Annotated in this window: 27 protein-coding genes; 7 read left to right on the forward strand and 20 right to left on the reverse strand. The window is 36.0% G+C overall.

What is annotated here, in order from left to right; translation table 11 throughout:
- From AACZ92_RS11590 to AACZ92_RS11655, 14 genes are all read right to left on the reverse strand, one after another.
- A partial coding sequence (locus AACZ92_RS11590; RefSeq protein ID WP_339701442.1) for a hypothetical protein occupies positions 1-1,394 on the reverse strand: 1,394 nt, incomplete at its 3' end.
- Between the two features lie 170 nt (positions 1,395-1,564).
- Positions 1,565-2,380, reverse strand: coding sequence for an SDR family oxidoreductase (locus AACZ92_RS11595; RefSeq protein WP_339701445.1), 816 nt, complete (start codon positions 2,378-2,380; stop codon positions 1,565-1,567).
- A 117-nt stretch (positions 2,381-2,497) separates the two neighbouring features.
- Positions 2,498-4,150: a DNA repair protein RecN gene (gene recN, locus AACZ92_RS11600; RefSeq protein WP_339701449.1), complete on the reverse strand. Its 1,653-nt coding sequence runs from the start codon at positions 4,148-4,150 to the stop codon at positions 2,498-2,500.
- A gap of 101 nt (positions 4,151-4,251) precedes the next feature.
- Positions 4,252-5,142 (reverse strand): DUF4835 family protein, encoded by an 891-nt coding sequence (locus AACZ92_RS11605; protein ID WP_339701452.1) that lies wholly within the window; start codon positions 5,140-5,142, stop codon positions 4,252-4,254.
- Positions 5,135-6,346 carry a bifunctional phosphopantothenoylcysteine decarboxylase/phosphopantothenate--cysteine ligase CoaBC gene (gene coaBC / locus AACZ92_RS11610; RefSeq protein ID WP_339701455.1) on the reverse strand — a complete coding sequence of 404 codons (1,212 nt, stop codon included), beginning with the start codon at positions 6,344-6,346 and terminating at the stop codon, positions 5,135-5,137. Before coaBC ends, AACZ92_RS11605 begins: the two co-directional genes overlap by 8 nt.
- A 4-nt stretch (positions 6,347-6,350) precedes the next feature.
- Positions 6,351-6,686 carry a DNA-directed RNA polymerase subunit omega gene (locus AACZ92_RS11615; RefSeq protein WP_339701458.1) on the reverse strand — a complete coding sequence of 112 codons (336 nt, stop codon included), beginning with the start codon at positions 6,684-6,686 and terminating at the stop codon, positions 6,351-6,353.
- Between the two features lie 10 nt (positions 6,687-6,696).
- Positions 6,697-7,509 carry an outer membrane protein assembly factor BamD gene (gene bamD / locus AACZ92_RS11620; protein WP_339701460.1) on the reverse strand — a complete coding sequence of 271 codons (813 nt, stop codon included), beginning with the start codon at positions 7,507-7,509 and terminating at the stop codon, positions 6,697-6,699.
- A 136-nt stretch (positions 7,510-7,645) separates the two neighbouring features.
- Positions 7,646-8,521, reverse strand: a complete 876-nt coding sequence (dapA, locus tag AACZ92_RS11625; RefSeq protein ID WP_339701462.1) for a 4-hydroxy-tetrahydrodipicolinate synthase — start codon at positions 8,519-8,521, stop codon at positions 7,646-7,648.
- Entirely contained in the window at positions 8,518-9,036 is a 519-nt protein-coding gene (locus AACZ92_RS11630; RefSeq protein WP_339701464.1) for a hypothetical protein, read from the reverse strand. Before AACZ92_RS11630 ends, dapA begins: the two co-directional genes overlap by 4 nt.
- Positions 9,037-9,095: 59 nt before the next feature.
- A complete protein-coding gene (ligA, locus tag AACZ92_RS11635) occupies positions 9,096-11,090 on the reverse strand; it encodes an NAD-dependent DNA ligase LigA (protein WP_339701467.1) in 1,995 nt (664 codons plus the stop codon).
- Between the two features lie 55 nt (positions 11,091-11,145).
- Positions 11,146-11,847 (reverse strand): aquaporin Z, encoded by a 702-nt coding sequence (gene aqpZ, locus AACZ92_RS11640; protein ID WP_339701471.1) that lies wholly within the window; start codon positions 11,845-11,847, stop codon positions 11,146-11,148.
- A 77-nt stretch (positions 11,848-11,924) separates the two neighbouring features.
- Positions 11,925-12,515, reverse strand: coding sequence for a TIGR00730 family Rossman fold protein (locus AACZ92_RS11645; RefSeq protein ID WP_339701473.1), 591 nt, complete (start codon positions 12,513-12,515; stop codon positions 11,925-11,927).
- Positions 12,516-12,546: 31 nt separating this feature from the next.
- Positions 12,547-13,404 carry a peptide chain release factor N(5)-glutamine methyltransferase gene (prmC, locus tag AACZ92_RS11650; RefSeq protein ID WP_339701475.1) on the reverse strand — a complete coding sequence of 286 codons (858 nt, stop codon included), beginning with the start codon at positions 13,402-13,404 and terminating at the stop codon, positions 12,547-12,549.
- A gap of 9 nt (positions 13,405-13,413) precedes the next feature.
- A complete protein-coding gene (locus tag AACZ92_RS11655; protein WP_339701477.1) occupies positions 13,414-13,899 on the reverse strand; it encodes a GNAT family N-acetyltransferase in 486 nt (161 codons plus the stop codon).
- Positions 13,900-13,926: 27 nt separating this feature from the next.
- On the opposite strand from AACZ92_RS11655, the gene ribD reads away from it, so the two are divergent.
- From ribD to AACZ92_RS11670, 3 genes are read left to right on the forward strand one after another with little or no spacing between them, the layout of a single operon-like run.
- Positions 13,927-15,009: a bifunctional diaminohydroxyphosphoribosylaminopyrimidine deaminase/5-amino-6-(5-phosphoribosylamino)uracil reductase RibD gene (gene ribD, locus AACZ92_RS11660; protein WP_339701480.1), complete on the forward strand. Its 1,083-nt coding sequence runs from the start codon at positions 13,927-13,929 to the stop codon at positions 15,007-15,009.
- Positions 15,006-15,878, forward strand: coding sequence for a DMT family transporter (locus AACZ92_RS11665; RefSeq protein WP_339701483.1), 873 nt, complete (start codon positions 15,006-15,008; stop codon positions 15,876-15,878). Before ribD ends, AACZ92_RS11665 begins: the two co-directional genes overlap by 4 nt.
- Positions 15,879-15,926: 48 nt before the next feature.
- Complete coding sequence (locus AACZ92_RS11670) at positions 15,927-16,544, forward strand: YigZ family protein (protein ID WP_339701534.1); 618 nt, start codon at positions 15,927-15,929, stop codon at positions 16,542-16,544.
- On the opposite strand, the gene AACZ92_RS11675 is transcribed toward AACZ92_RS11670, so the two are convergent.
- The gene (locus AACZ92_RS11675; RefSeq protein WP_339701485.1) at positions 16,541-16,945 is read right to left on the reverse strand and encodes a thioesterase family protein; all 405 of its coding nucleotides are present in this window, start codon (positions 16,943-16,945) and stop codon (positions 16,541-16,543) included. The two genes, AACZ92_RS11670 and AACZ92_RS11675, sit on opposite strands and share 4 nt — an antisense overlap.
- A gap of 211 nt (positions 16,946-17,156) precedes the next feature.
- On the opposite strand from AACZ92_RS11675, the gene dnaA reads away from it, so the two are divergent.
- From dnaA to AACZ92_RS11695, 4 genes are all read left to right on the forward strand, one after another.
- A complete protein-coding gene (gene dnaA, locus AACZ92_RS11680; protein ID WP_117159160.1) occupies positions 17,157-18,584 on the forward strand; it encodes a chromosomal replication initiator protein DnaA in 1,428 nt (475 codons plus the stop codon).
- A gap of 114 nt (positions 18,585-18,698) precedes the next feature.
- Positions 18,699-19,151, forward strand: a complete 453-nt coding sequence (locus tag AACZ92_RS11685) for a low molecular weight protein-tyrosine-phosphatase (RefSeq protein ID WP_339701489.1) — start codon at positions 18,699-18,701, stop codon at positions 19,149-19,151.
- A gap of 47 nt (positions 19,152-19,198) precedes the next feature.
- Positions 19,199-20,584 (forward strand): PQQ-dependent sugar dehydrogenase, encoded by a 1,386-nt coding sequence (locus tag AACZ92_RS11690; protein WP_339701492.1) that lies wholly within the window; start codon positions 19,199-19,201, stop codon positions 20,582-20,584.
- 7 nt (positions 20,585-20,591) lie between these two features.
- Positions 20,592-21,305: an SAM-dependent methyltransferase gene (locus AACZ92_RS11695; protein WP_339701495.1), complete on the forward strand. Its 714-nt coding sequence runs from the start codon at positions 20,592-20,594 to the stop codon at positions 21,303-21,305.
- Positions 21,306-21,314: 9 nt separating this feature from the next.
- Here the strand turns inward: AACZ92_RS11695 and AACZ92_RS11700 are convergent, their stop codons facing one another.
- From AACZ92_RS11700 to dapF, 5 genes are all read right to left on the reverse strand, one after another.
- Positions 21,315-21,965 carry a peptidoglycan-binding protein LysM gene (locus AACZ92_RS11700; protein ID WP_339701498.1) on the reverse strand — a complete coding sequence of 217 codons (651 nt, stop codon included), beginning with the start codon at positions 21,963-21,965 and terminating at the stop codon, positions 21,315-21,317.
- A 139-nt stretch (positions 21,966-22,104) separates the two neighbouring features.
- Positions 22,105-22,749: a hypothetical protein gene (locus AACZ92_RS11705; RefSeq protein WP_339701501.1), complete on the reverse strand. Its 645-nt coding sequence runs from the start codon at positions 22,747-22,749 to the stop codon at positions 22,105-22,107.
- A 304-nt stretch (positions 22,750-23,053) separates the two neighbouring features.
- Complete coding sequence (gene mltG, locus AACZ92_RS11710) at positions 23,054-24,097, reverse strand: endolytic transglycosylase MltG (RefSeq protein ID WP_339701504.1); 1,044 nt, start codon at positions 24,095-24,097, stop codon at positions 23,054-23,056.
- Positions 24,087-24,620, reverse strand: a complete 534-nt coding sequence (locus AACZ92_RS11715; protein WP_339701507.1) for a GNAT family N-acetyltransferase — start codon at positions 24,618-24,620, stop codon at positions 24,087-24,089. Before AACZ92_RS11715 ends, mltG begins: the two co-directional genes overlap by 11 nt.
- Positions 24,617-25,390, reverse strand: coding sequence for a diaminopimelate epimerase (dapF, locus tag AACZ92_RS11720; protein WP_339701510.1), 774 nt, complete (start codon positions 25,388-25,390; stop codon positions 24,617-24,619). The genes AACZ92_RS11715 and dapF overlap by 4 nt, the downstream gene beginning before the upstream one ends.
- Positions 25,391-25,459 lie beyond the last annotated feature (69 nt).

Below are 25,459 nucleotides of genomic sequence, written 5' to 3' on the forward strand. Positions count from 1 at the left end.
CCTTCTACAGGTGTGTCTAAAGTACCTTCCCAGAAAACCGTAGCTTGGTTGGTTGCAGTACCCATACTAATTTCTACCCAATAGGTAGTATCGCTAGCTGCATCACCTTCAAAAGTGAATGGGGTTATAGGTAAACTAGTGAAAAATTCAAATGCAATTGGATTTATCCAAGGAGCTGAACTCAATACGGTTGGAACAACTGTCTCACTCCCTATCATAGCGCCTGGCAATCCACCATCATCTTCATAGTATACAACGTTAGCGGCTACCGGTGCGTCTTCTGGTGCAAAAGTAAGGAAGGGAACCTCAATGGTTTCCAAAGTAAAATCTTCTCCCATAGCTACCTGAATATCTACTGCTGTTTTGAAATCAGAATCAATTGACGATCCTACACCTGCATAAGTACCTGCTGCATAAGGATGTTCTTGTGAACAAGCGGTACCACCGCCACCTCCGCCACCACCACTGGCAGCAAGGATTTCAGCTTCCCAACCTAAGCGATCAACTACTGTAGAGGAGCCAAATTCAAAAGTCATGCTTCCTGAAGTTCCTGTAAAAACAGCAGAACCATTAGCTGTAATCATTTCTGCCAATGTTACTAAGCCGTCATTCATTCCTCCACTAGAAGTATCCCAAAGGATAGTACCCGATGTATCGGCACCATCATAAATACGCAACCAATCAAAATTTGCAAATACGTAATATTCAATAAACTCCAGTTCTGTTACACCATCTAACGTTGTCGTAGTAACACAACCACAGTTAGGATAGTTTCCTGGTTCACCATCGGTAGTTTCACTTCCACCTGGTCCACCTGTATCAAAGAAAAAATCACCAACAGCTGGTGAAAATGTCTCAGTAGCCCCCGATGTAGGAATAATATCCGCCATAACGCTGTTTCGGGGAGCCTCAACTTTATGTACAAAGTTGCTATTGCCCTGTATTTGAGTAGCTTTATTAATTTCTAATTCTTCCGCTGCTGTAAGTGCTTGAGGTTGCATAAACAAAGGCTTTTCATAAGACTCAGCCCCAGCTAGTATGCTTCTCGCTTCCTCAGAACTGTCCTTATTGACCGAAGCCTCAAACAATGGAATAAACCGATATTTGTATGTGTTCTGCTGTGCTTCGGTAGTAACTAGTTGCCTAGCTTCTTCAGAATTATCTAGATTAACTCCTTCAGTACCATTAGCAGGTTTTGCAGGTTGCTGATTCATAAAATAAGTGCGTAGCATTCGCTGTTCCCCTTTTGTAAAGTGCTCAGAAATTGATCCACTTTGAGTCTCCAATTGAGAATACCTGTTCAACAAATCGTTAATCGACGATTTGTTAGTTTGAGCATTCATTGCCGTCGTGAGACAGAGCAATAAACACCATAAAAAAGTAATTTTTTTCATAATTAAAATTAGAGTTTAGTTAATATTAGCTTAAAAATATCTAAAATAAATCTTAAACACAAGTAAATCAATAGTAAAACCACAAAATAAAACTAATACCGTTAATTTTTTAACAAAAAAAAGACCCGTAACAACGGGCCTTTTCTTAATATGGAACTATTATTATAAACTTATTTTTCGTCAAAAGCTTCTATAACCGCATCGCTAACCCCTACGTTTGAAAAGCCTCCGTCATTGTATAAATTTTGAAGTGTTACCCGTTTGGTTAGATCACTAAATAAAGAAATTGTGTAATTGGCACAGTCTATTGCCGTTGCGTTTCCTAATGGTGACATTTTATCTGCATATGAAATAAACCCATCAAACCCTTTTACTCCTTTTCCAGCCGTAGTAGGTGTTGGTGACTGCGAAATGGTATTTACGCGTACCTTTTTATCTCTTCCGAAGAAATATCCAAAACTTCTTGCTATTGACTCCAAATAGGCTTTATTGTCGGCCATATCGTTATAGTCAGGAAATACACGCTGGGCAGCCATATAGGTTAGAGCTACTATACTTCCCCATTCGTTCATCGCATCTTTATTGTATAAAACGTTCATTGTTTTATGAAAAGAAACGGCAGATATATCCCAACCTTTATGTGTCCAATCGTAGTTTTGATCTGTATAGTGTTTGCCTTTTCGAACGTTTACAGACATCCCAATAGAATGAAGAACAAAATCAAGTTTACCTCCCAAAATTTCGGTTGCTTTCTCAACTAAGTTTTCTAAATCCTCCATATTAGTTGCATCTGCAGGGATAATTTCAGAATTTGTCTTTTTTGCCAATTCATCTATCTGTCCCATTCGCAGTGCTATAGGTGCATTGGTTAATACAAATTTCCCACCTTCTTCGTGAACGCGTTCCGCAGTTTTCCATGCAATGGAGTTTTCATCTAAGGCGCCAAAAATAATTCCTCGTTTTCCTTTTAATAAATTATATGACATGTTCTATTAAGTTTTTGATTATTGATTTATTGAGTGATTTTCAATTATAATCAAGTGATTTATATTTTTAAAGTTTGAAATCTATAATATTAAATACTAAACAGTAAAGATACGGTTTTAATTCAGTAATTCCTTTGCGTGTGCTAAGGCAGAATCGGTTACATTTTTTCCTCCTATCATCTGTGCAATCTCCACAATACGCTCTTCCTGCGACAAAGTTTTTAAATGAGTTTCCGTAACATTATTTACATCTTCTTTATACACCTTAATATGTTGTGCTCCTTTTGAGGCAATTTGCGGTAAGTGTGTAATGCTTACCAGTTGCATTCCGCGACTCATAACATCCATAATAGCAGCCATTTTATTGGCGATCTCACCTGAAACTCCTGTGTCAATTTCATCAAAAATAAGAGTTGGCAACGTTTGATATTCTGCCAAAACAGCTTTTACCGCCAGCATAATACGACTCATTTCGCCTCCAGAAGCTACTTTTTTTATGGACCCCATTGTTGTGCCTTTGTTGGCGGTAAATAACAACTCGAGCATATCTGTTCCGTTTTCACGAAGATTTTCAGTGGCCGTTAACTTAAAATCAAAACGAGCATTTGGCAAACCAAGTTTTGCTAAAATAGCTTCTAGTTTTTCTTGTAACTTAGGAATGACCGCCTCACGCGACTCGTGAATGGCTTTCCCGGTTTTTCGTACTTCTTTATTTAAAGTGATAACCTCCTGTTCCAATGTTTCAATACGGGAATCAAGGTTGTGGGTATCGGTTATGTTAGCCTCAAGCGTATTTTTAATTTTCACTAATTCTGAAACCGTCGCTACATTATGTTTTTGCTGTAACTTATGTAAAGTTTGCAGTTTCTCGTTAATACTGAGTAGTTCTTGCGGATCAGCTTCAACCGATGTCGCTATTTGTTCGGTTTCTTCGTTTAAGTCGTCCAACTCAATAATCACACTGTTCAAGCGTTCCCAAAGAGCATGATACACCGAGCCATAATTTTTTAATTGGCTTAATGCCGCACGAGCCTCTTTAGCTGTTTCCATTGTGCCTATTTGTTCTTCAGAATACAATTGAACTACTTTTGAAAGCGTTTCTTGTATTTCCTCAGCATTGCTAAGCGTTTCATATATTTCTTCTAACGCTGCTTGATCTATGCCTTCTAGATTGGCTTCTTCCAATTCGGTAAACAAAAAGGTATTGTAGTCTATTTCTTTGGAAGCTTCGCTTTTTTTAAGTTTCGCTTCTTCTAATGCTTTGGCTGTAAATCTATATGATTGTAACTGTTCAGAATAAGCATTTTTAAGCGACGTATTTTCTGCCAATGTATCGATTACTTGCATTTGGTAGTTTTCTTCAGCTAAGGAAAGCGTTTCATGCTGACTGTGAATATCGACCAAGTAAGGCCCTACAGCTTGTAATTGTGATAAGGTTACTGGCGTGTCATTAATAAAAGCTCGTGATTTACCACTTGGTAAAATTTCTCTTCTTATGATGGTGTGTGCATCATAATCCAAGTCGTTTTCTTCAAAAAGACTTTGTAATTTAAATTTTTCGATAGCAAATTCAGCTTCTATCACACACTTTTTTGAAGCATCTTTCATGCTATTTAAATCGGCTCGTTTACCTAACACCAAGGATAATGCACCCAACAAAATAGACTTTCCCGCTCCGGTTTCTCCAGTAATAATGGTCAATCCATCCTTGAAATCCATACGGATATCATCGATTAGGGCGTAATTTTTTATGGCTAAAGTCGTAATCACTAGTATAAAATAAGTTTTTCCGGTATTAAAAATACGGTTTTGAAAACGATTTTAAATGTAAAATGAAGTTTTTACAACAACAAGGAAAATAAGAAAATTGATCAATATTTAATTTCGCTCCAGTTGCTTCTTTTAGTCGGCGCCAATTTATTTAGGTTCTCAACCAATTTTACAATATCCACATTTGGGCCACCACTAAAAACGCTTTGTATCTCGTCGCTTTTAGCATCAAAGAAAGTACGAATTAAATATGAATTAGGACGTCGATTATTAATCTGTGCCAAGGTTTCAATTGCATCAGCTATAGCGCTTTTTGCATCCTTTGGACTTTCCGCCATCTTATCCAATCCTTTTCTGTGATAATCATACATCGCGGTATGAAATTCTTGATATACATTTGAAATTGCAGCCTCGTTATAACGGTAGCGAGTTTGTGTACCATCGGTTGGTTTCCAACCTGTAAAATTACCCGAAGCAGCTGTATTTACAATCTGTTTAGCCGTTTCAAAGTATTCATCTCCACCATTTAACTCAAATGTGTCAGCATCTAAACCAATAATCGTATACACGTGATATGCAATAACCGATATTAAATTAGAACTAAAGGTATTCAAGTTAAAATTTAAAGGTTGAAACTCCGTATAATCAAAACTAAACTGACGGTCATTATAATTATAGATTGGCGAATTATAGCTTGAACCATAAACCGGTCTAGAAGCCTGAATTTGAATAGTTGCCGTAAATGAATTGGATTCAAAATCAGAAACAATAATCGACATATTACAGTCGATACGTTCTTGATTTTTATATACTTTATTGGTCCACTTCGTATTATTAACAAAATCGGTCAATTCTTGCTGAAGCGTCCTGAACACTTGTAAATTAGGCTGTCCTGTCTGTTCTGCATCGACCAAAACACTGCAATTAAGTTCTTGCGCTTGTGTAGAAAATGAAAGTATAAAAACGGAAAGTATAAGTAAAAATCTACGCATCTATTTGTTGTATAATGTATTGTAAAATATCGTTTGCGACTTCGGTCTTTGGTTTAACAGAAAAAGCTTTCACTTTATTGTGCTTATCTATTAAAGTCACTTTGTTTGTGTCTGCCTTAAAGCCAGCTCCTTTGTCTTTGAGCGAATTTAATACAATTAAATCTAAATTCTTTTTTTTGAGTTTGCTTTTTGCATTTTCCAACTCATTTTGAGTTTCTAACGCAAAACCAGTTAAAAATTGGTGTTCTTTAATTTCACCCAACGATTTTAAAATGTCTTTTGTCTTTTCCAGTTGGATGGTTAGAGTACTATCGTTCTTTTTTATTTTTTCGGAAGCAACATCTTTTGGCCTATAATCTGCTACTGCAGCACTTAAAATAGCTATGTCACAGTTAGAAAAATGATTGTGAACGGCTTGATACATTTCTTCAGCTGAAGTTACCGGCACTACCTTAATATTATTATGTTCTAAAGATAAATTTACCGGCCCTGAAACCAAAACCACCTCAGCACCTAAATTAGCTGCTGTTTCTGCAATAGCGTACCCCATTTTACCGCTGCTATGATTTCCAATAAAACGAACAGGGTCAATTGCTTCGTAGGTAGGACCTGCAGTAATCACTATTTTTTTATTCCGAAGAGGTGACTTTTTCTGAATATCCTTTTCAAGGAAAGAAACAATATGTTCTGGCTCTGCCATACGGCCTTTACCCAATAAGCCGCTTGCCAACTCGCCTTCTTCAGCTGGAATTTGAATATTACCAAAGCTATTTAATTTCTTAAATGTTTCCGCAGTACTGGGATGTTTGTGCATATCTAAATCCATTGCAGGAGCGTAATACACAGGGCATTTAGCTGAAAGATACGTAGCTAACAATAAGTTGTCGCTCGTACCATTTGCCATTTTAGACAAGGTATTGGCTGTGGCTGGAGCTATTATAAATAAATTTGCCCAAAGGCCTAACGCTACGTGGTTATTCCATTGGGCATTTTCATCTTCCTCATTGGTAAAAGAGGAAAAAACTTTGTTTTTAGAAAGTGTGGAAAGGGTTAATGGCGTGACAAAATCTTTTGCTGAAGGCGTCATTACAACCTTAACATTCGCGCCATTTTTCACTAACAACCTAACCAAAAAAGCAGCCTTGTAAGCGGCAATACCGGCTGTAACACCAAGCAACACATTTTTACCGCTTAAAACTGACATCTTTTTACTTATCTAGTTCTTCTTCCTTCGTGTTACGGTAGTAAATTTTGTCGTTTAACCACTCCTCTACTGCAAGAGCGTGCGGTTTAGGAAGACGTTCGTAAAACTTAGAAACTTCAATTTGTTCTTTGTTTTCAAAAATTTCTTCTAAACTGTCATTGTACGTAGCAAACTCATCTAGTTTTTCAAGTAACTCTTTCTTGATGTCCCCGTTAATTTGCGTAGCTCGCTTCGAAATAATTGAAATAGCCTCATAAATATTGTTAGTTGGCTCATCAACTTTGTTCTTATCAATCGTCGTTGTATTGATAGGAGCTTCAGAATTTTTAATATCGATCATAATCCTTGTTTTAACTTTTTTGTTCTGTTTCACCTAAGCGCTCCTCTATATTTTGAGCAATCAAATCGGCTTCGGCCTTTAAATCAGTATCACTATAATACTTATTAAATTTATTGTAATAATCTTGTGCGGTTATCAGTCGTTCTTCAACTAATGAAGGTACACTTCGTACTGCTAATTCGTAGGCTGCTTCCAACCTTCCAAAGAATGCATCTTTCCTATAAACTGAACCAGGATGGTCTGATATGAAATTATCATATGATTCAATCGCTGGTCTATAATCACCAATGTATTCAGCTATTTTAAGGTTTTGATTGGCGATTTCAATATCTTTTTTCTCTATTTTTTTTTGTAATTCTGAAACCAATTCATTGGCTTCCATCCGTTTTTCTGAAGTAGGGTACTTGTTAATATAACTCTGTAACTTCTCCAAGGCCTTGTAGGTATCTTCTTGATCTAGTGAATAACGTGGAGATAATTGAGAGTAACTTTTAGCCGATTTGTACGCTGCAATTTCTACACTGTCACTTTGAGGGTAAGACGTTTCAAAACGCTCAAATTGATACCCAGACAAATAGTAATCTTCTAATTCGTAAAAAGTATTAGCGTATAAAAACATAAGTCGCTCTGCTTGTGGTTTTCCGCGATATACTGGTACAACTTGTTCAAAAAGCTTTAATGCTTTTTTATATTTTTCTTGTTTGTATAGAGAGTCTGCCAGCGCATATTTTTTTCCTGTATCGTCAGAAGATAACACCTTCTGGTATTCGCTACAAGAGCTTAACATAATTACGGCAAAAAGCAATAAAATAATATTCTTCATAGTGTTAAAAAACATCGTGCAAAATTAGTGAATTAAATGGGATTATAAAAACTAAATAGTAGGCTAAATTATTGTGTCAAAACCTATAAAACAGGATATTTCAGAAAAAATTAACGTTGTTCCTTCAAAAATACTTCTATAATGCGTCTACAAAAGAGGCTATTTTGTTTTGTAAATACTCACTGGCTTTCGCTAATGGCAAGCGCACTGTGTCATTACAAATGTCTAATTTTCTGAAAACAGCTTTAATACCTGCCGGGTTTCCTTCCTCAAAAATATAATTGATTGCTGGAGCTATTTTATAATGAATGTCGTATGCTTCGTCTACTTTTCTATCTAACCCTAAGCGAATCATACTAGAAAATTCCTTTGGAAATCCTTGTGCAATAACTGAAATTACTCCTGCACCGCCAGCTAACGTCATTGGTAAAGCGATCATATCATCACCGCTAATAACCAAAAACTCGTCTGAAGTATTATTTATCAATTGCATCGCCTGAACCAAATCACCAGCAGCTTCTTTAATACCGATTATGTTTTTATGATCTTTTGCTAATTGAGAAACCGTTTCTGGAAGCATGTTCGAAGCTGTCCGTCCTGGCACATTATACAAAACAATAGGCAACGGAGCTTCTTTTGCGATAGCAGCAAAGTGATTGTAAATCCCTTCTTGGGTGGGTTTGTTGTATGCCGGAGAAACCGAAAGGATGGCTGTAAAAGCCGATACATCTCTGGTTTTCATCTCTTCAATTACGGCTGCGGTATTGTTTCCGCCAATTCCTAAAACTAATGGTAGTTTGCCATTGTTAGTTTCAACAATAGTATCGATCACTATTTGTTTTTCTGCTTCATTTAAAGTAGCATTTTCGGCCGTTGTTCCTAAAACAACAAGGTAATCTGTCCCGTTATCTATATTGTAGTTAACTACTTTTTTCAATCCTTCTACATCTACCGAAAAATCTTCCTTAAAAGGAGTAATTAATGCGACTCCGGTTCCTATCAATTCTTTCATTTTAATTTATTTAATACAGTTAAATATTTTTTTAATTCCGTTTTAAAAGCTTCTATGTTCTTAAGGTCCAAATCAATTAAAAGGTCAAATAACCGAGGATCGGCACCAGCGAATCCAACTTTAAAATTAGCATTGCTTGCAGAAACCATACTATCTAAAAAATCATTTTTCGTAGTATAATATCCCACTAAAACATCGAACCGCTTATCTATAAATTCTTTTGCATTCTGATTATGCAAATGCCCTTTCCAGTCAAAATCCTTATTATGTAATTGATTATGACGCAAGGAAGGAAGTTTTCTTTTCACTTCTAAAAAAGAAAAAACGGTTACATCTTTTGGCTGCAGATTGAAATAATCTGAAAACTCATACAATTTTTCAAAATCTTGAAAGGTAGCTTCGTCCACCAAAAAACCCAATGTTTTTAATTCAGAATTTATTTCTGAAACATCTCTGGTAATCAGGTTTTGCTCAATCTTTTTACGTAATGATCTATGTTTTAGTTTTTCAAACATGAGCCTTATTAGCTTCTCTCACAAAAGTACAGGTTTCAGCTACATTTTTAAAATGGTTTTTAGGAAATCATTTCTAAGAAATCGTCTTCTGAAATAATAGGCACCCCGAGGTTTTCAGCTTTTGTTTTTTTGCTCGGCCCCATATTATCGCCAGCAACCACATAATTGGTTTTTCCTGAAATAGAACCTGATACTTTCCCTCCGTTATCTTCAATCAGTTTTTTCAGCTCAGTTCGGGAAACTTTATGAAACACACCAGAAACCACAAAGGTTTCACTGTTTAATTTGTCGGTTTGGTTTGCCAGTTTCTCTGCTGAAATTTCAAGCTGCACACCATACCCTTTTAAGCGTTCTACTACTAGTTTATTTTCTTCGGAAGTAAAAAAAGAAACGACACTTTCTGCAATGCGATCGCCGATTTCATCTACTGAAATCAATTGCTCTTCAGTTGCAGTTGAAAGTGCATCAATGGTTTTGTAATGTTTTGCTAGTTTTTTAGCAACCGTTTCACCCACATAGCGAATACCTAAAGCAAATAATACGCGCTCAAACGGAATTTGTTTAGAAGCCTCTATACCATTCACTAAATTCTCAGCGCTTTTATCTGCCATTCGCTCTAATGGAATGACATCTTCTTTTGTTAAATCGTATAGATCGGCATAGTTATTAATCAACCCATTGTTAACCAATAAAGCAACGGTTTCACCTCCCAATCCTTCAATATCCATCGCTTTACGAGAAATAAAGTGCTGAATACGACCAATTATTTGCGGCGGACATCCTTCTGTATTGGGACAATAATGCTGTGCTTCACCTTCCTTTCTTCTCAGTTCCGTGTCACATTCTGGGCACGTAGTTCTATATTCTGTGGGATTTGATTTTGGATCACGCTGCGTAAAATCAACCCCTATAATTTTCGGGATGATTTCACCTCCTTTTTCTACAAAAACGGTATCACCTTCCCGAATATCAAGCTTTTCAATTTGATCGGCATTGTGTAACGAAGCTCTTTTTACAATGGTTCCCGCTAACTCAACAGGCTCTAAATTGGCCACCGGCGTAATCGCTCCCGTTCGGCCAACTTGATAGGTAATGGTATTGAGTTTTGTGGAAACTTGTTCGGCTTTAAATTTATAGGCAATAGCCCACCGTGGGGCTTTGGCCGTGTAACCTAATTCTTCTTGTTGGTAGAGACTGTTTACTTTTACAACAACTCCATCGGTTTCATACGGCAAATCGTGACGGTGAATATCCCAATAATTTACAAACTTTAAAACCTCATCGATACTTTTGGTCAGCTTGGCAACACTAGGGACTTTAAAACCCCATTCACGTGCTTTTTCAAGACTTTCAAATTGTGTAGTAAAAGGCAACCGATTTGCTTTAATACTATACAATAAACATTCTAACGGACGTTTTGCGACTTCACTGCTATCTTGAAGCTTTAAACTCCCTGAAGCCGTATTCCGTGGGTTTCTGTAGGGTTCTTCTCCGGCTTCTACCCGTTCGGCATTCATTTGGGCAAAGCCTTCAAATGGTAATACAATCTCACCTCGTATTTCGAACTTTGGCGGAAAATCACCTTTCAGTTTTAAAGGAACGGAGTTAATTGTTTTTACATTGGTAGTGACATTGTCTCCTTGAAACCCATCGCCTCTTGTTACAGCCTTTTGTAACATTCCATTTTCGTAGGTTAAATTTATAGAAGCACCATCGTATTTAAGTTCGCAAACATATTCCACTGGACCGTCAACCAGTTTTTTTATACGTTTTTCCCAATCTTCCAAATCTTCTTTTGAATAGGAATTTGACAACGAATACATCCGATATTCGTGTGCAACGGTTTCAAAATTTTTAGTCACCTGTCCTCCTACTCGTAACGTAGGAGAATTAGCATCATAAAACTCAGGGTGTTTACTTTCTAATTCTTGAAGCTGTTTCAGTTTTTGATCGAATTCAAAATCTGAAATCGTGGGATTATCTAGTACGTAGTAATTGTAATTATGTTTGCGAAGCTCCTCACGAAGCTGGTTGATTTGCTGTTCCGTATTCATACCAACAAATATAAAGAATAGCCGTTTGTTGCGTTACAGAATATTTCAGAAAAAATTAATCTTCTAAAAATAAATTACGAACTATCGCTGCAAATAAACCACCAGCTATTGGGATTAATATAAACAGCCAAAGTTGTTTTAAGGCTTCTCCGCCAGCAAATAATGCTGGACCTAAACTACGTGCTGGGTTTACTGATGTCCCAGTAATAGGTATTGCCACCATATGTATTAATGCTAGCGAAATACCAATGGCCAATCCAGCCATTAATGGAGATGCTTTTTTAGCAGTAGTGCCAAAAATGACCAAAAGGAATAAAAAGGTAAGAACAAACTCAGTAATCAATGCTGAAATAATATTATACTCACCCAAATAGCCATCGCCCCAACCATTACTAGCCAAGCCCCATTCTGGCATAATAAAACCTTCACTTCCAATAACTATTATATACAATACAGCTGCTGCAAGTGTAGCACCTATACATTGTGAAATAACATACCCAATGGTATCTTTTACAGATAACTTTTTAGCTGCCATCATCGCAATAGAGACAGCTGGATTGATATGGCAACCAGAAATTGGACCAATGGCATATACCATAACCACTAGTGAAAAGCCGAAAGCCAAGGAAATACCCAACAAGCCAATACCTTCAGGACCTGATTCTGAAACACTGGCAATTGTAGCTGCGCCACACCCAAATAACACCAAGGCAAACGTCCCCAATGCTTCTGCAAAATACTTTTTAGTAGACCCCATAATAAACCACTGATTAGCAGCTATTAAAGATATATCTAATATTTATAGAAAGGAAAATTTAATCTGAAAGGAGTTTCTTACGTTCGGTCTTTATTTAACCAATGCGGAATATCCGGTGCTTTAAAGTTCTGCATTTTTTCTAACAAATTATCAATGGTCGTATCGACAAGAAGTAATTCATAATTATCCATTGACAAAAAACCTTTTCGCACCATAGTTTCCAAAAGCTTAAGAAGGTCATTATAAAAACCGTTTACATTTAATAAACCAATAGGTTTTTGGTGTAACCCCAATTGTAACCATGTAATGATTTCAAAAAGCTCTTCTAAAGTTCCCATCCCACCAGGTAAAGCGATAAAACCATCACTTAATTCATGCATTTTAAGTTTTCGCTCATGCATGTTTTTTGTAGTATGCAGTTTGGTTAGCCCCAAGTGTACTACCTCTTTTTTCTTTAGAAATTCAGGAATTACACCTATTACCTGTCCTTTATTATCTAAGGTAGCTTTAGCTAAAATCCCCATAACTCCAATTTTAGCTGCGCCATAAACCAATGTAATATTCTTTTCGGCAAACAGTTTCCCTGTTTTCTCTGCAGCTTCAACTATAGCAGCATCATTTCCGTCACTGCTTCCGCAGAACACACATATTTTTGTTAACTCTTTCATTTGATTAGTTTTTTAAACTGAAGAAAATTAGCTACTTACTTTTTCTGCATAAAAGCATTCGGTCTTTTCCTCTAAAATCTTTTCTTAATTCAATATTTGGGTAGCCTTCTTGTTTTAAAGAATCTATTAATTCTTTACTAAGGTACTCATTTATCTCGAAGTACAGTTTTCCGTTTGGCTTTAAGTAGCGCAACGAAAGCCTTGCTATAGTTCGGTAAAATAACAACGGGTCTGAATTACTTACAAATAATGCCGATGCAGGTTCATGATCTAAAACATTGCTCTGCATCTCTAATTTTTCTAATTCACGAACATATGGCGGGTTTGAAACAATCACATCGTATTGCTGAGGAAGGGTTCCCGTTTTTAATATATCTTCTTGAAAAAATTGAACCCTAACATCGTTTAGCTTTGCATTTTCTTCGGCAGTTTTCAATGCTTCAAATGAATAATCTAATGCCGAAACAGTCGCACTCGTGAGGTTTTTTGCCAATGAAATAGCAATACAACCCGAACCGCTGCCTATATCCAAAATACTATAATTACTTCTTTTTTCTGAAACAGAATCTTCTATAATCCATTCTACCAACTCTTCAGTTTCGGGGCGAGGGATTAATGTGTTTTTATTTACATTAAAAGTGAGTCCATAAAACTCGGTGTCGCCCACAATATATTGTATAGGCTCCTGTTTTTTGAGTCTCTCTAAAGCTTTTTCAAAACTTTTCAAAATAGTTGAATCAATTTCTTTATCAGCTTCGAGTGTTATTTGTACGCGAGCAAGGTTCAGGTATTTTTCAGAAAGAATAGAAAAGAAGGATTGTATTTCTTCTGAAGGGTAAACTTCTGAAAGCGTTTCAGTAAAATTATGTTTTAGTTCTTTTAATTTCATCGTTAAATACTAAAGTTTCATCAACATATGAACCGGACAAGAATGGTGACCAGTATCTCCCAAAGGACCATCTAAAAACTCAAACCCGACACTTTTATATAGTTTTTGGGCAGCTGTCATATTTGGCATGGTTTCAATGTAACATTGTTCAAAATTGAATTCGCGTGCTTTTACTAAACACATTTTTATCATCGTTGCGCCTAAGCCTTTTCCTCTTGCTTCAGGCAAAAAGTACATTTTCTGTAGTTCGCACACATTACCCTCATAATTATCGAGTTTTGCAATGCCAGCCCCTCCAATTACAGTTCCGTTTAGTTCCACCACAAAGTAGCAAGCTCTGTCTTTATCGTACGCTTCAAACATAGAGTCTAATGCTTTATCTTCGTAGGCTGTTCCAGTTTTTGGAATATCCATATCTTCAAAAACAGAACGTATTACTTTAGCTATTTGAGGATTGTCTTTCTTTTCAATAAGACGAATAATAGGTGTGTTCATGTAAGCAATTCCTTGTATTTTTACTGCGTGAAGGTACATGAAAAATATATGCAACGCTGCATCGATTTGGCCAAAAACGGACTGGGAACAACCTATCCAAACCCGCTGGTAGGAAGCGTTATTGTTTACAATCAGTCAATTATAGGCGAAGGATGGCATTATAAAGCCGGAGAACCGCATGCCGAAGTGAATGCCATAAATAGTGTTGCTGATAAAGGTCTTTTGAAAGAAGCTACCATATATGTTAGCCTAGAACCATGTAGCCATTTTGGAAAAACACCTCCTTGTGCCGACTTAATTATAGCAAACGGAATAAAAAGTGTGGTAATTGGCAGCACCGACCCCAACCCCAAAGTATCTGGAAATGGAATAAAAAAGCTAATAGAGGCTGGCTGCAATGTGACTGTTGGAATTTTGGAAAGTGATTGTATTCATCTAAACAAACGCTTTTTCACATTTCACAATAAAAAGCGACCGTATATTATTTTAAAATGGGCACAGACAAAAGACGGTTTTATTGCCCCTGCTGCAACTTCAACTCGTTCAAAAGATATTACAGAACAACAACCCGTTTGGATTACCAATACCTACTCCCGCCAGCGGACTCATAAATTACGCGCAGAAGAACAAGCTATTTTAGTAGGGACCAATACTGTTTTAAAAGACAATCCAAGTTTAACCACGCGTGATTGGAAAGGCACGTCTCCTACTCGAATTGTTATCGACAGAAAACTGAAAATTCCTTCGGAAGCTTCGATATTTGACGGAACTGCTCCAACCATTATAATTACTGAGAAGCAGAAAGAAGCATTAGAAAACATTAACTTTGAAGTTATTGATTTTCAAAAAAATATAGCCCAACAAATCTGTAGCGTGTTGCATAAATACAATCTACAATCAGTGATTATTGAAGGAGGAGCAATAACCATAAACACTTTCATTAAGGACAACCTTTGGGACGAAGCACATATATTTACAGGTAATGCTATATTTGAAGACGGTGTAAAAGCACCTATTTTTTCGGAAGAACAAAAAGCTAACATTTCTTTACTTTCTGAAGAAAACCTTCAAAACGACACGTTACAATTATTTAAAAACAACGCTACTTGACAGCTCTACTTTTAAGCATTCTTTCTTCCACATTCATATTTGTGGTCTTTAAACTTTTTGATCGGTTTAAAATCAATACACTGCATGCTATTGTGGTAAATTATTTTGTTGCCTTTTCGTGCGGCATGTTTTTTTATAAAGGGAACCTTACATTGGCACACGTACCTGAACAACCTTGGTTTTACTACACCTTAGGACTTGGTGCTTTGTTTATCATTATTTTCAATTTAATGGCCATTACAACCCAAAAGAGTGGGTTATCAGTAGTTTCAGTAGCTACAAAAATGAGTGTGGTTATTCCTATCGTTTTTGGATTAGTTTACTATAAGGAAAGCCTTGGTGTTTTAAAGATTTTAGGAATTATTTTGGCATTGATCGCCGTGTATTTAGCTTCTATAAAAACGAAAGATGGCATTGCTATAGAAAAGAAAAATTTAATTTATCCGTTATTGGTTTTTTTAGGTAGTGGTTTTATCGATACGAGTATAAAGTATCTGGAAGATACGATGGTGGCTGAAGATGAAGTCGCGCTATTTTCAGCTATTATTTTTTCAGCAGCTGCGTGTATCGGAATTTTTATTTTGATTTTTCAGGCAATTAAAGGCACGTTTCAATTTCAGTTTAAAACGATTATTGGCGGTATCGCTTTAGGGTTTGCCAACTATTTTTCAATCTACTATATCATACAAGCCTTACGCAGTGATATATTAGAAAGCTCGGGGGTATTTACGGTTAACAATGTAGCTATTGTCATGCTTTCGACTCTGTTGGGAATTACCTTTTTTAAAGAAAAATTACTTCGGAAAAACTGGATTGGAATTATCCTTGCCGTGATCAGTATCTTTTTGGTAGCTTTGGCAAAATGGTAAAGTATACCGTAATCAACACATTATAATTTACATTTAAAACACTCGACTATTTCTTCAGAAAAAGACACATATAAAACCATTACAAAACCTTCAAAAGAAGTCTTATTTAAAGACCGAGGTAGTAAATTTTTTGGCTATGCCTTTCCTGTTAAAAATGAAACGCAAATTGAAGAACACATAGAAGAACTAAAAAACAAGCATCACAAAGCACGCCACTGGTGCTACGCTTGGCAACTAGGCAAAGAATATGACGCTTATCGAGCGAACGATGATGGTGAACCTTCAAACTCTGCCGGAATGCCTATTTACGGACAGCTACAATCATTCAATGTAACAAACACTCTAGTTGTGGTAGTACGTTATTTCGGTGGAACCAAATTAGGTGTCGGCGGTTTAATTCAAGCCTACAAAACAGGGGCGCAGATGGCTTTGGAAAATTCAAACATTGTAAAAAGAACGATTGATGAAACCTTTTTACTAAAGTTTGAATATCCCGAAATGAATACCGTTATGCGCATTATAAAAGATGAAGACTTGAACATCATCAATCAAAAAATGGAATTAGCTTGTGAGATAGAAATATCGGTTCGTCAAAAAGAAGCAGCTCGTATTTTCGAATTATTTGAAAACACGTATAAAATCACCATCAAGAAATTAGAAGATTAGTCTTCCTTTTTAAGTCTTTTCAACAAATAATCTGGAGCTTTTCTTAGCTTATTGGTTTGAGTGTCTATAAAAACTAAAGTCGTAGTCGCAGTCACTAAAAGTTCATTAGCTTCATTATGTATTTCATACTGAAATTCTATTTTAACTGTTGGTATTTTTTTTAAGATTGTTGTAATTGTTAACAGATCATCATACCGAGCCGGACGTTTATAATCCACATTCAAATTAACAACAGGAAGTTGTATATCATGTTCTTCCATCCATTTATAGGAAAAGCCTAGTTCACGAAGCCATTCTGTTCGTCCTTGTTCTAGGTATTGTGCATAGTTGCCGTAATATACCACGCCCATTTGGTCTGTTTCGCCATATCGCACGCGTATTTTTGTAAAGGATTTTTTCATAGTTTTATGCCTTAGGTGCCAATCTTTTTTTGTAGTTTTATCAGTATTAGAGTATGCACAAAAAAAACTAATAATTCAATAGCCTTTGTATTTTTTTATTCATTTTTTTGTTCACATATTTGTACCGTTAAGATACTGAAAAAAACATACTCTTGTTTTTTACTTCTTAGCCAAATCTAAATTAAATAAACTAATTACTTCAACAGTAACTATGAGCAAAACTGCAAAATCGGTTTGGAACAATTGTTTGTCCTTCATTGAAGATAACATTACTTCTCAGGCTTATAAAACGTGGTTCGAACCCATAAATGCAGTGAAACTCACAGATAATTCACTGAGCATTCAAGTGCCCAGTAAATTTTTTTACGAATGGCTGGAAGAGCATTACGTAAAATTATTGAAAGTTGCTCTTACTAAAGAACTAGGTAAAGATGCCAAACTAGTATATGTTATTAGAATGGAAAACACCTACGGTAACAAACAACCTTTTACCGAAAAAATACCTAGCTCTAACCGAAGTCATTTACAATCGCAGGAAATTGATGTTCCAGTAAAGAACAAAAGCCCGGAACTAAAAAATCCATTTATCATTCCAGGGATTCGAAATGTAAAGATTGAGTCACAACTGAACCCTTCGTATAATTTTGATAATTTTCTAGAAGGAGAAAGTAACCGTTTGGCCCGCTCGGCTGGAATGGCTGTAGCTAACAAACCTGGTGGAACTTCGTTTAACCCATTATTAATTTTTGGCGGTGTCGGTTTAGGAAAAACACACCTTGCACACGCTATTGGAGTTGAAATTAAAGATAAGTACCCTGAAAAAACAGTACTTTATATTTCAGCGGAAAAATTTACGCAACAATATATAGAGTCTGTAAAAAAGAACAACCGAAACGATTTTATCCATTTCTATCAAATAATTGATGTATTGATTGTGGATGATATTCAATTGTTATCTGGTAAAGCTGGAACTCAGGATGTGTTCTTCCATATATTTAACCATTTACACCAAAACGGAAAACAGGTTATTTTAACGAGTGACAAAGCTCCCGTTGATATGATGGATATTGAGCAACGTTTGCTCTCTCGTTTTAAATGGGGATTATCGGCAGAATTAAATCATCCCGATTACGATACTCGTGTGGCAATTATCAAAAATAAATTATATCGCGATGGCGTGGAAATGCCTGAAGATATTATCGAATTTTTGGCAAACAACATCAAAACCAACATTCGCGAATTGGAAGGTGCCATTATTTCGTTGATTGCGCACTCGTCTTTCAACAAAAAAGATATTACCATCGATCTTGCCAAAAAGATTGTTGATAACTATGTGAAGCATACCAAACGAGAAGTTTCTATTGATTATATTCAAAAGATTGTAAGCGACTATTTCCAGATGGATGTGGATACGCTACAAAGCAAAACTCGAAAACGTCATATTGTGCAAGCCCGTCAATTGGCTATGTTTTTCGCTAAAAAACTCACCAAAGCTTCTTTGGCTTCCATAGGGTCACAAATAGGACAACGCGATCACGCAACGGTATTACATGCTTGTAAAACAGTTAATAATCTTTCGAGCACTGATAAACAGTTTCGGAAGTATGTAGAAGATCTCAATAAAAAATTAACTTTATAATCGTATCAATCCAGCCTAATAGCTGGATTTTTAACATCCCCCTAACCTACTTTCAAAAACCAATCACTTATTTTCGTTACTAAGTGAATGTAAACTGAATAATTTCTGAAAAAAATGAAAACAAAAGTAATCATGGTCTGTTTAGGGAATATTTGCCGCTCCCCTTTGGCAGAAGGCCTTTTGAAATCTAAAATAGACACCTCCAATATTTATGTAACCTCTGCCGGAACCGGACATTGGCATGTAGGCGAACAACCTGACCCAAGAAGCATTGCCGTTGCCAAAAAAAATAATTTGGACATTACCGATCAGCAAGGAAGGCAGTTTAAAGCAGAAGATTTTAACGAGTTTGATTATATTTTTGTGATGGACAATTCTAATAAAGAAAATGTTTTGAAGCTTGCTAAAACAGAAGAAGATAAACAGAAAGTACAATTAATACTAGATGAAATTTTTCCTGGTGAAAATGTAGATGTTCCTGACCCATACTATGGCGGAAACAGTGGTTTTGACAACGTATATGATATGATCGATCAAGCTTGTGAAAAAATAGCAAATCGTATTTAAGAGTATTTATTAAATGGTTTTCGTTATTTTAGTAGAAAATGAACACCATGAAAAAAATTTTCCCTTACCTCCTCGCACTTCTATTTATTGCAGAAGTTACCGCCCAAGAAGTCACCATCGAACTGTTTAAGGATGGTTTTAACAGTCCTGTAAACCTACAGCATGCAGGTGACGACCGTCTATTTGTGGTAGAGCAAAATGGAGTTATTAAAATTTTAAACCCTGACGGAACAATCAATTCAACACCCTTTTTAGATATTTCTGGTCAAGTTTCTTGTTGTGGTGAACGTGGTCTTTTAGGTCTTGCCTTTCACCCCAATTATCAAAATAATGGTTATTTTTTTGTGAATTATACTGATACCAATGGAAATACTCAAGTTTCTAGGTTTACAGTTAGCACCTCTAATGCTGATGTAGCAGATGAAAACTCAGAGCTACCAATTATAGATTACAATCAACCCAATGGTAACCACAATGGCGGCTGTTTAGCGTTCGGGCCCGATGAATATTTGTATATTTCTTCAGGTGATGGTGGCGGTAGCGGCGATACGAGCAACAATGCGCAAAACCTCACTTTACTATTAGGCAAAATGCTTCGTCTCGATATAGATAATCCAGATGGGACAGAAAACTATTCGATTCCTTCAGACAACCCTTTTATTGGAAATCCAGATGCTAGAGATGAAATATGGGCATACGGACTTAGAAACCCGTGGAAATTTTCATTTGATTCCTCAAATGGTGATATTTGGATTGGAGATGTGGGTCAAAATGAAGTGGAAGAGATTGACAGAGCTTCTGCTACAGATGCTGGTTTAAATTACGGCTGGCGCTGTTATGAAGGTTCAGCCCCTTTTAATACCTCTAATTGCCCACCACAAAGCGAACTTACATTTCCAATAGCTGAATATTCTTCTGGATCTGGAAGTGGAAACTGTTCCATAACAGGAGGCTATGTGTATCGAGGCAATGTATATGCCGACATTCAAGGAGTTTATATATTTGCAGATTATTGTAACGGTACCATCAGCACACTCGATCAATCTGGAACCATTGTAGAGCAGTTGGATATTCAAAAAAACTGGGTTTCTTTTGGAGAAGATGTAAATGGTGAATTGTACGCCATTGCTTTAGGAGGTGATATCTATAAAATTGAAGGTGGAGAAATTCTTTCTAATTCAAATGTTGATGAAGTTTCAGATATTTTCTTACTACCCAACCCAGCATCGAATATAGTGACATTAAAAGCAAGCAATATTTTAATTTCTGAAATAACCATTACCGATGTAAAAGGAAGTATTATTTATTCTGAAAAGAATAAACCAACAGAAACCAAAACTATTTCTGTTTCCAATTTTAGTGACGGTATGTATTTTGTGAATGCTATTTCAGAAAACGGAAATGAAATTATAAAAAAACTAGTGATACAATAAAAAGCTTATGCAACCCCAAAAAGGAAACCTATATTTAATACCCTGTACGCTTGGCGATACTCCACCTTTAGAAGTATTACCATTATTGGTAAAAAAAGCAGTTGAACACATTGATCATTTTATTGTTGAGCATGAAAAAAATGCAAGACGTTTTATAAAAAGTATCGTTCCTCGAAAATCGCAACCAGATTTAAAATTTCAACTCATAAATAAATTTACAGATGCGAGTGAAATACCTCAAATGCTATCCGCTTGCCTAGAAGGTTTTGATGTAGGAGTTATTAGCGATGCGGGCTGTCCAGGTATTGCAGACCCTGGAGCTGGTGTGGTGGAGCAAGCTCATTTACAAGGTATAAAAGTGATTCCGTTGGTAGGCCCTTCTTCTATTTTAATGGCGATGATGGCTAGTGGTTTTAATGGACAAAATTTTGCCTTCAATGGTTATCTTCCTATTGATAAGAAAGAACGAAAAACTGCAATAAAACGCCTAGAAAAGCTTTCATTGGAATACGAACAATCTCAATTGTTCATTGAAACGCCATACAGGAATAACCAGATGCTAGAAAGTTTAACTACTGCGTTGCACCCACAAACCAAAATATGTGTGGCTTGCGATATTACGCTTCCTTCAGAATTTATTAAAACGGACACCACCGAAAACTGGAAAAATAAAAAAGTGGATCTTAATAAAAGACCCACTTTGTTTATTATTCAAAAGTAAAAAGTGTGTTTAAAGCACTTTAGCTTTTCTATTAGGAAGTATGAATGAAGTGTCGTACCCACTGAACTTTTTAAGGTAATACCCTATAGAAGTTCCAAAAGCATCACTAAACCCTATAGTTCCGCCGCTTCGTAAATATTTTTTTACATTTCCAGCACCAGCTAAATGTGCTGCTGCCAAGATACCAGATTCAGTCACCTTAACCCCGTTAACGTATTTTCCAGAAAAACGTTTGATGTCTCTGCGCAAAATCCATTTGTTTCTTGCTGTATAAGCAGTAAAAGCTTCTTCTTGCAAACGAGAATCGTTTATAAAAGAATCTGGGTTATAAACACCAATCATCCTCAATGTTGCAGATGCAAATTGATACTTGCCCAGATATCCAAATTGATTAATCGTGGTATAATTACCACGCGATTCTTTAAAACCCAAAGCCTCTTTAAAACCCACATACGATTTTCCTAAGAATAAGGAATAGTTTGGGGCAGGGACAGGTTTGGTGTAGGTAATCATTTCCTCTTTATTAGGAACGTTGTAATCCATCACTTCATCATCTAAAATGTAGTGGGAAAGATCCACATTATTTTTTGTGGTAAATCCACTAAAAAATAATGCTGTTACAATAAGTACGGTTAATAATCCTGCTATGTTTTTTTTCATTTTATAAAAGTTCGAGTGAGAAATTTCACACTCTTATTTTCAGCGCGCAAATATACACCTTTTTTATTAATCTGATAATTAAACTGTTAAAGTTTGTTAAATGAAAAAACCAGGCTTGTCTACCTGGTTTTTTCAATAATTATAATGTCGCCGTGGCGTTGTTATCCGGAAGGATTGACGATACATCATACGCTGCAAATGTTTGCATGTATTTTGTTATGGGAATGTTGTTGGCATCTTTAAAAACCACTTTCCCATCGGTATCGAGAAACTTCATTACATTTCCTGCTCCTCCCAAATGGGCTGCTGCAACTAAGCCAGATTCGGTTACTTTAATACCATCTATTATTTGGCCGTCATATTCAGTAATATAATCTTTAAGTACCCATTTGTTTTTAGAAATCAACGCTTCAAACGCTTTTTCCTGTAACAATGGTGAATTTAAAAACTTTCGTTTACTATGAATACCTACCCAATTAAGGGCAGACCAACCAAACTGGTATTTTCCCATATAACCTAACCTATTTACAGCCTTGTAATTACCACTGCTTTCACTAAAGCCGAGGTCTTCACAAAAACCAAGGTACGACTTCCCAACAAAGGGAATATTCTGCTGGGGATTCACATTTACTTCAAAGTCAAAAGGAACATAAGATGATGCTCCAATGACGTCTGTAGTAAATATAGAACTACTGTATTTCATTTCTTCCTTCGAAGAAAACCCTGTAACACAAAATATTGTTACAAGCAGTAGCACAGACAATTTCATAAAACGTTTTCTCATGTTTTACTTAGTTTTAAAAATTATAATTATTGCGCTTACACTTCGTGTGTAAACGTAATAGCCTTAAGTTCAGGCACCTATTTTACAAAAAGTGTGCCAGCCATAAATTCTATGAAATCTGTATATCAAAGAGCGTTTATTTTTTTTCTTGCTTGTTGAATCAATATTCAACAATTATTAATATAAAGTTATTTGTAGAGGTGACTGGTGAATTAACATTGTTTAACCAGTTGTTTTAAAAAGGTTTAACAAAAAAATCCAGTTCTGAAAAACAAAACTGGATCTTGAATACATTTAAAAAATATTATCTGTTTACCCCTTGCTGAGAAATCCAACGAACGTATTCAGCTTTATTTCGGTTGTGTTGTGCTAAAGTTTTTGCAAATTTGTGGTAGCCAAAACGCTTTGTATTGGCTACAAAATAATAGTAGTCATGCTTTTCATAATTTAGCACGGCGTCGATAGAAGAAATATCGGGCATTGCAATAGGCCCTGGAGGGACGCCAGTATATTTATAGGTATTATAGGGGGAATCTAACTCTAAGTCTTTATATAAAACCCGTTTTATAATTTGATCAAAATCGTTTTCAGCTCGTTTTTTAGCATAAATTACGGTTGGGTCTGCTTGCAAAGGCATGCCACGTTCTAGTCTATTTACATAAACACCAGCAACACGTGGTCGTTCTTCCACTTTAGCTGTTTCTTTTTGCACAATGGCTGCCAAAGACATAACTTGAGCGGGGGTTAAATTTAATTTATTTGCTTTTTGGGTGCGACTTTCGTTCCAAAAGCGGTTGTATTCTGTTTTCATTCTATCGCGAAAGGTTTCTGCACTGCTGTTCCAGTAAAATTCATAAGTATTTGGTATGTATAAAGCCAAGGCTGTTTCGTCGGTTTGTTCAGCTTCTTTTAAAAAAACCGAATCTTGCATGGCATGTAACAATGAAATGCTATCGGCTTCAATTTGTCTAGCGATGTTTCCAGCCAAATCTTCCAACCGTTCTTGATTATTAAATTTTACTTCTATTGGAATATTTTTACTGCGAATGGTATTAATAATGTCATTATTATTCATCCCCTTTTTAATAATGAAATGACCGGCCTTTATATTACTTGCATATCCTTTTTTTTGTGCAACAGCAGTAAAGTCGTCCATATCATTTAATAGGGGCTCCAACTCCAAAACCACATCTTGATAGGTAGCATCGGTAGGAATGTAGATATGAGCTTGTTCATTGTTAAACGCCGTATTTGGAGAAAATACCGTGCTGTAAACATACCACGAAAATCCGCCCATAGCAACTAAGCCCAAAAGAACAACGGCCAGTAATATTTTTTTAATGTACATCGTGAATTAATTGATAAAATAGTTCATTTTTATAGTTTTTTCCAGACTTGATCCAATCTTTTTTTATACCACTTTCGGCATAACCAGCTTTTTCGAAAAGTTTTATACTTTGTGTATTGTCTTCGGTAATATTAGCATACAACTGGTGAATGTTCAAGTGTTTTACTGCATATTGGTTAATTAATTGTAAGGCTTCAAAAGCGTAGCCTTTGCCTTTATTTTCTTCTGAAAAGATAATAATACCAACCCCTGCCCTACTGTGTTTAGGGTCAAAATCGAATAGATCTACAAAGCCAATTGCTTCTTCTCTTTCAATAGTACAGATAACTAATCGCAGTTGTTTTACATCGTAAATATCCCGATGTGCATTGTCTAAATACTGCTCTAAAATATGTTTAGAATAAGGTGTTGTAGTATTACTTACCTCCCAGCCATTTTCGTCATTCTCCAAAAGATAGAGAAAGTCTAAGTCTGAACTTTCAAGAGCTCGAAGGTATATTTTTTCTCCTTTTAATGTTGTCATTCCCATTCTCCTTTAAAAACCATCGTGGCAGGACCTTGTAAATGGACATTGGTATATCCATCTTTATTATTTTCAAACGTTACTGTAAGTTTTCCTCCTGGGGTTACTAACTGTATATTATTAGTTTTTGTCAATCCTTTTTTATGCATTGCAATAGCAACGGCTGTAACACCTGTGCCACAAGACAGTGTTTCGTCTTCCACGCCCCGTTCATATGTTCTAACGGAAAAAGTGTTTTCTGAAAGTTGTTCTACAAAATTTATATTAGCTCCTTCTTTTCCGTATGTTTCATTCCGAAGTTTTCTTCCTTCTGAAAATACATCAAAAGTTGAAATACTGTCAACCAATTCAACGTGGTGAGGTGAACCTGTATTCAGAAAAAGATAATTGTCATTCATTTCAATTTCTGAAACATCGTTCATTTTCAACGAAACGGTATTGTTTTCAATGCTGGCGGTGTGCATTCCGTCTATGGCTTTAAATTTGGTTGTATTTTCAACAATACCAAGACTTTTTGCAAAATGAACAATACATCTTCCTCCATTGCCGCACATAGAACTTTCATTTCCATCGGCATTAAAATACACCATTTTAAAATCTGCTGTAGGATGGTTTTCCAAGAGGATTAATCCATCAGCTCCGATGCCAAATTTTCGGTCACAAAGTCTAGCAATCAGTTTGGTATCATTTTTGGATAAAATAGATTGACGGTTATCAATCAAGACAAAATCGTTACCGGTTCCTTGATATTTAAAAAACTGAAATTTCATGGCGACAAAGGTACTAAAAGCTTTTTCGCTATAGTATAGTTAATTCTTGTTAAATACACGTTAAAACTG

It is taken from the genome of uncultured Marixanthomonas sp. (assembly GCF_963974425.1).
Classification (GTDB): domain Bacteria; phylum Bacteroidota; class Bacteroidia; order Flavobacteriales; family Flavobacteriaceae; genus Marixanthomonas.

Bases quoted from the DNA above. Each gene is read 5' to 3' on its own strand.
- AACZ92_RS11615 (WP_339701458.1), bottom strand. From the start codon at position 6,686: ATGATCGATATTAAAAATTCTGAAGCTCCTATCAATACAACGACGATT.
- AACZ92_RS11605 (WP_339701452.1), bottom strand. From the start codon at position 5,142: ATGCGTAGATTTTTACTTATACTTTCCGTTTTTATACTTTCATTTTCT.
- dapA (WP_339701462.1), bottom strand. From the start codon at position 8,521: ATGAAAGAATTGATAGGAACCGGAGTCGCATTAATTACTCCTTTTAAG.
- AACZ92_RS11705 (WP_339701501.1), bottom strand. From the start codon at position 22,749: ATGAGAAAACGTTTTATGAAATTGTCTGTGCTACTGCTTGTAACAATA.
- AACZ92_RS11645 (WP_339701473.1), bottom strand. From the start codon at position 12,515: ATGAAAGAGTTAACAAAAATATGTGTGTTCTGCGGAAGCAGTGACGGA.
- AACZ92_RS11695 (WP_339701495.1), top strand. From the start codon at position 20,592: ATGCAACCCCAAAAAGGAAACCTATATTTAATACCCTGTACGCTTGGC.
- aqpZ (WP_339701471.1), bottom strand. From the start codon at position 11,847: ATGGGGTCTACTAAAAAGTATTTTGCAGAAGCATTGGGGACGTTTGCC.
- mltG (WP_339701504.1), bottom strand. From the start codon at position 24,097: ATGTACATTAAAAAAATATTACTGGCCGTTGTTCTTTTGGGCTTAGTT.
- AACZ92_RS11685 (WP_339701489.1), top strand. From the start codon at position 18,699: ATGAAAACAAAAGTAATCATGGTCTGTTTAGGGAATATTTGCCGCTCC.
- dnaA (WP_117159160.1), top strand. From the start codon at position 17,157: ATGAGCAAAACTGCAAAATCGGTTTGGAACAATTGTTTGTCCTTCATT.
- AACZ92_RS11595 (WP_339701445.1), bottom strand. From the start codon at position 2,380: ATGTCATATAATTTATTAAAAGGAAAACGAGGAATTATTTTTGGCGCC.
- coaBC (WP_339701455.1), bottom strand. From the start codon at position 6,346: ATGTCAGTTTTAAGCGGTAAAAATGTGTTGCTTGGTGTTACAGCCGGT.
- dapF (WP_339701510.1), bottom strand. From the start codon at position 25,390: ATGAAATTTCAGTTTTTTAAATATCAAGGAACCGGTAACGATTTTGTC.
- ligA (WP_339701467.1), bottom strand. From the start codon at position 11,090: ATGAATACGGAACAGCAAATCAACCAGCTTCGTGAGGAGCTTCGCAAA.
- AACZ92_RS11700 (WP_339701498.1), bottom strand. From the start codon at position 21,965: ATGAAAAAAAACATAGCAGGATTATTAACCGTACTTATTGTAACAGCA.
- AACZ92_RS11655 (WP_339701477.1), bottom strand. From the start codon at position 13,899: ATGAACACACCTATTATTCGTCTTATTGAAAAGAAAGACAATCCTCAA.
- AACZ92_RS11630 (WP_339701464.1), bottom strand. From the start codon at position 9,036: ATGTTTGAAAAACTAAAACATAGATCATTACGTAAAAAGATTGAGCAA.
- bamD (WP_339701460.1), bottom strand. From the start codon at position 7,509: ATGAAGAATATTATTTTATTGCTTTTTGCCGTAATTATGTTAAGCTCT.
- AACZ92_RS11715 (WP_339701507.1), bottom strand. From the start codon at position 24,620: ATGACAACATTAAAAGGAGAAAAAATATACCTTCGAGCTCTTGAAAGT.
- AACZ92_RS11675 (WP_339701485.1), bottom strand. From the start codon at position 16,945: ATGAAAAAATCCTTTACAAAAATACGCGTGCGATATGGCGAAACAGAC.
- AACZ92_RS11690 (WP_339701492.1), top strand. From the start codon at position 19,199: ATGAAAAAAATTTTCCCTTACCTCCTCGCACTTCTATTTATTGCAGAA.
- prmC (WP_339701475.1), bottom strand. From the start codon at position 13,404: ATGAAATTAAAAGAACTAAAACATAATTTTACTGAAACGCTTTCAGAA.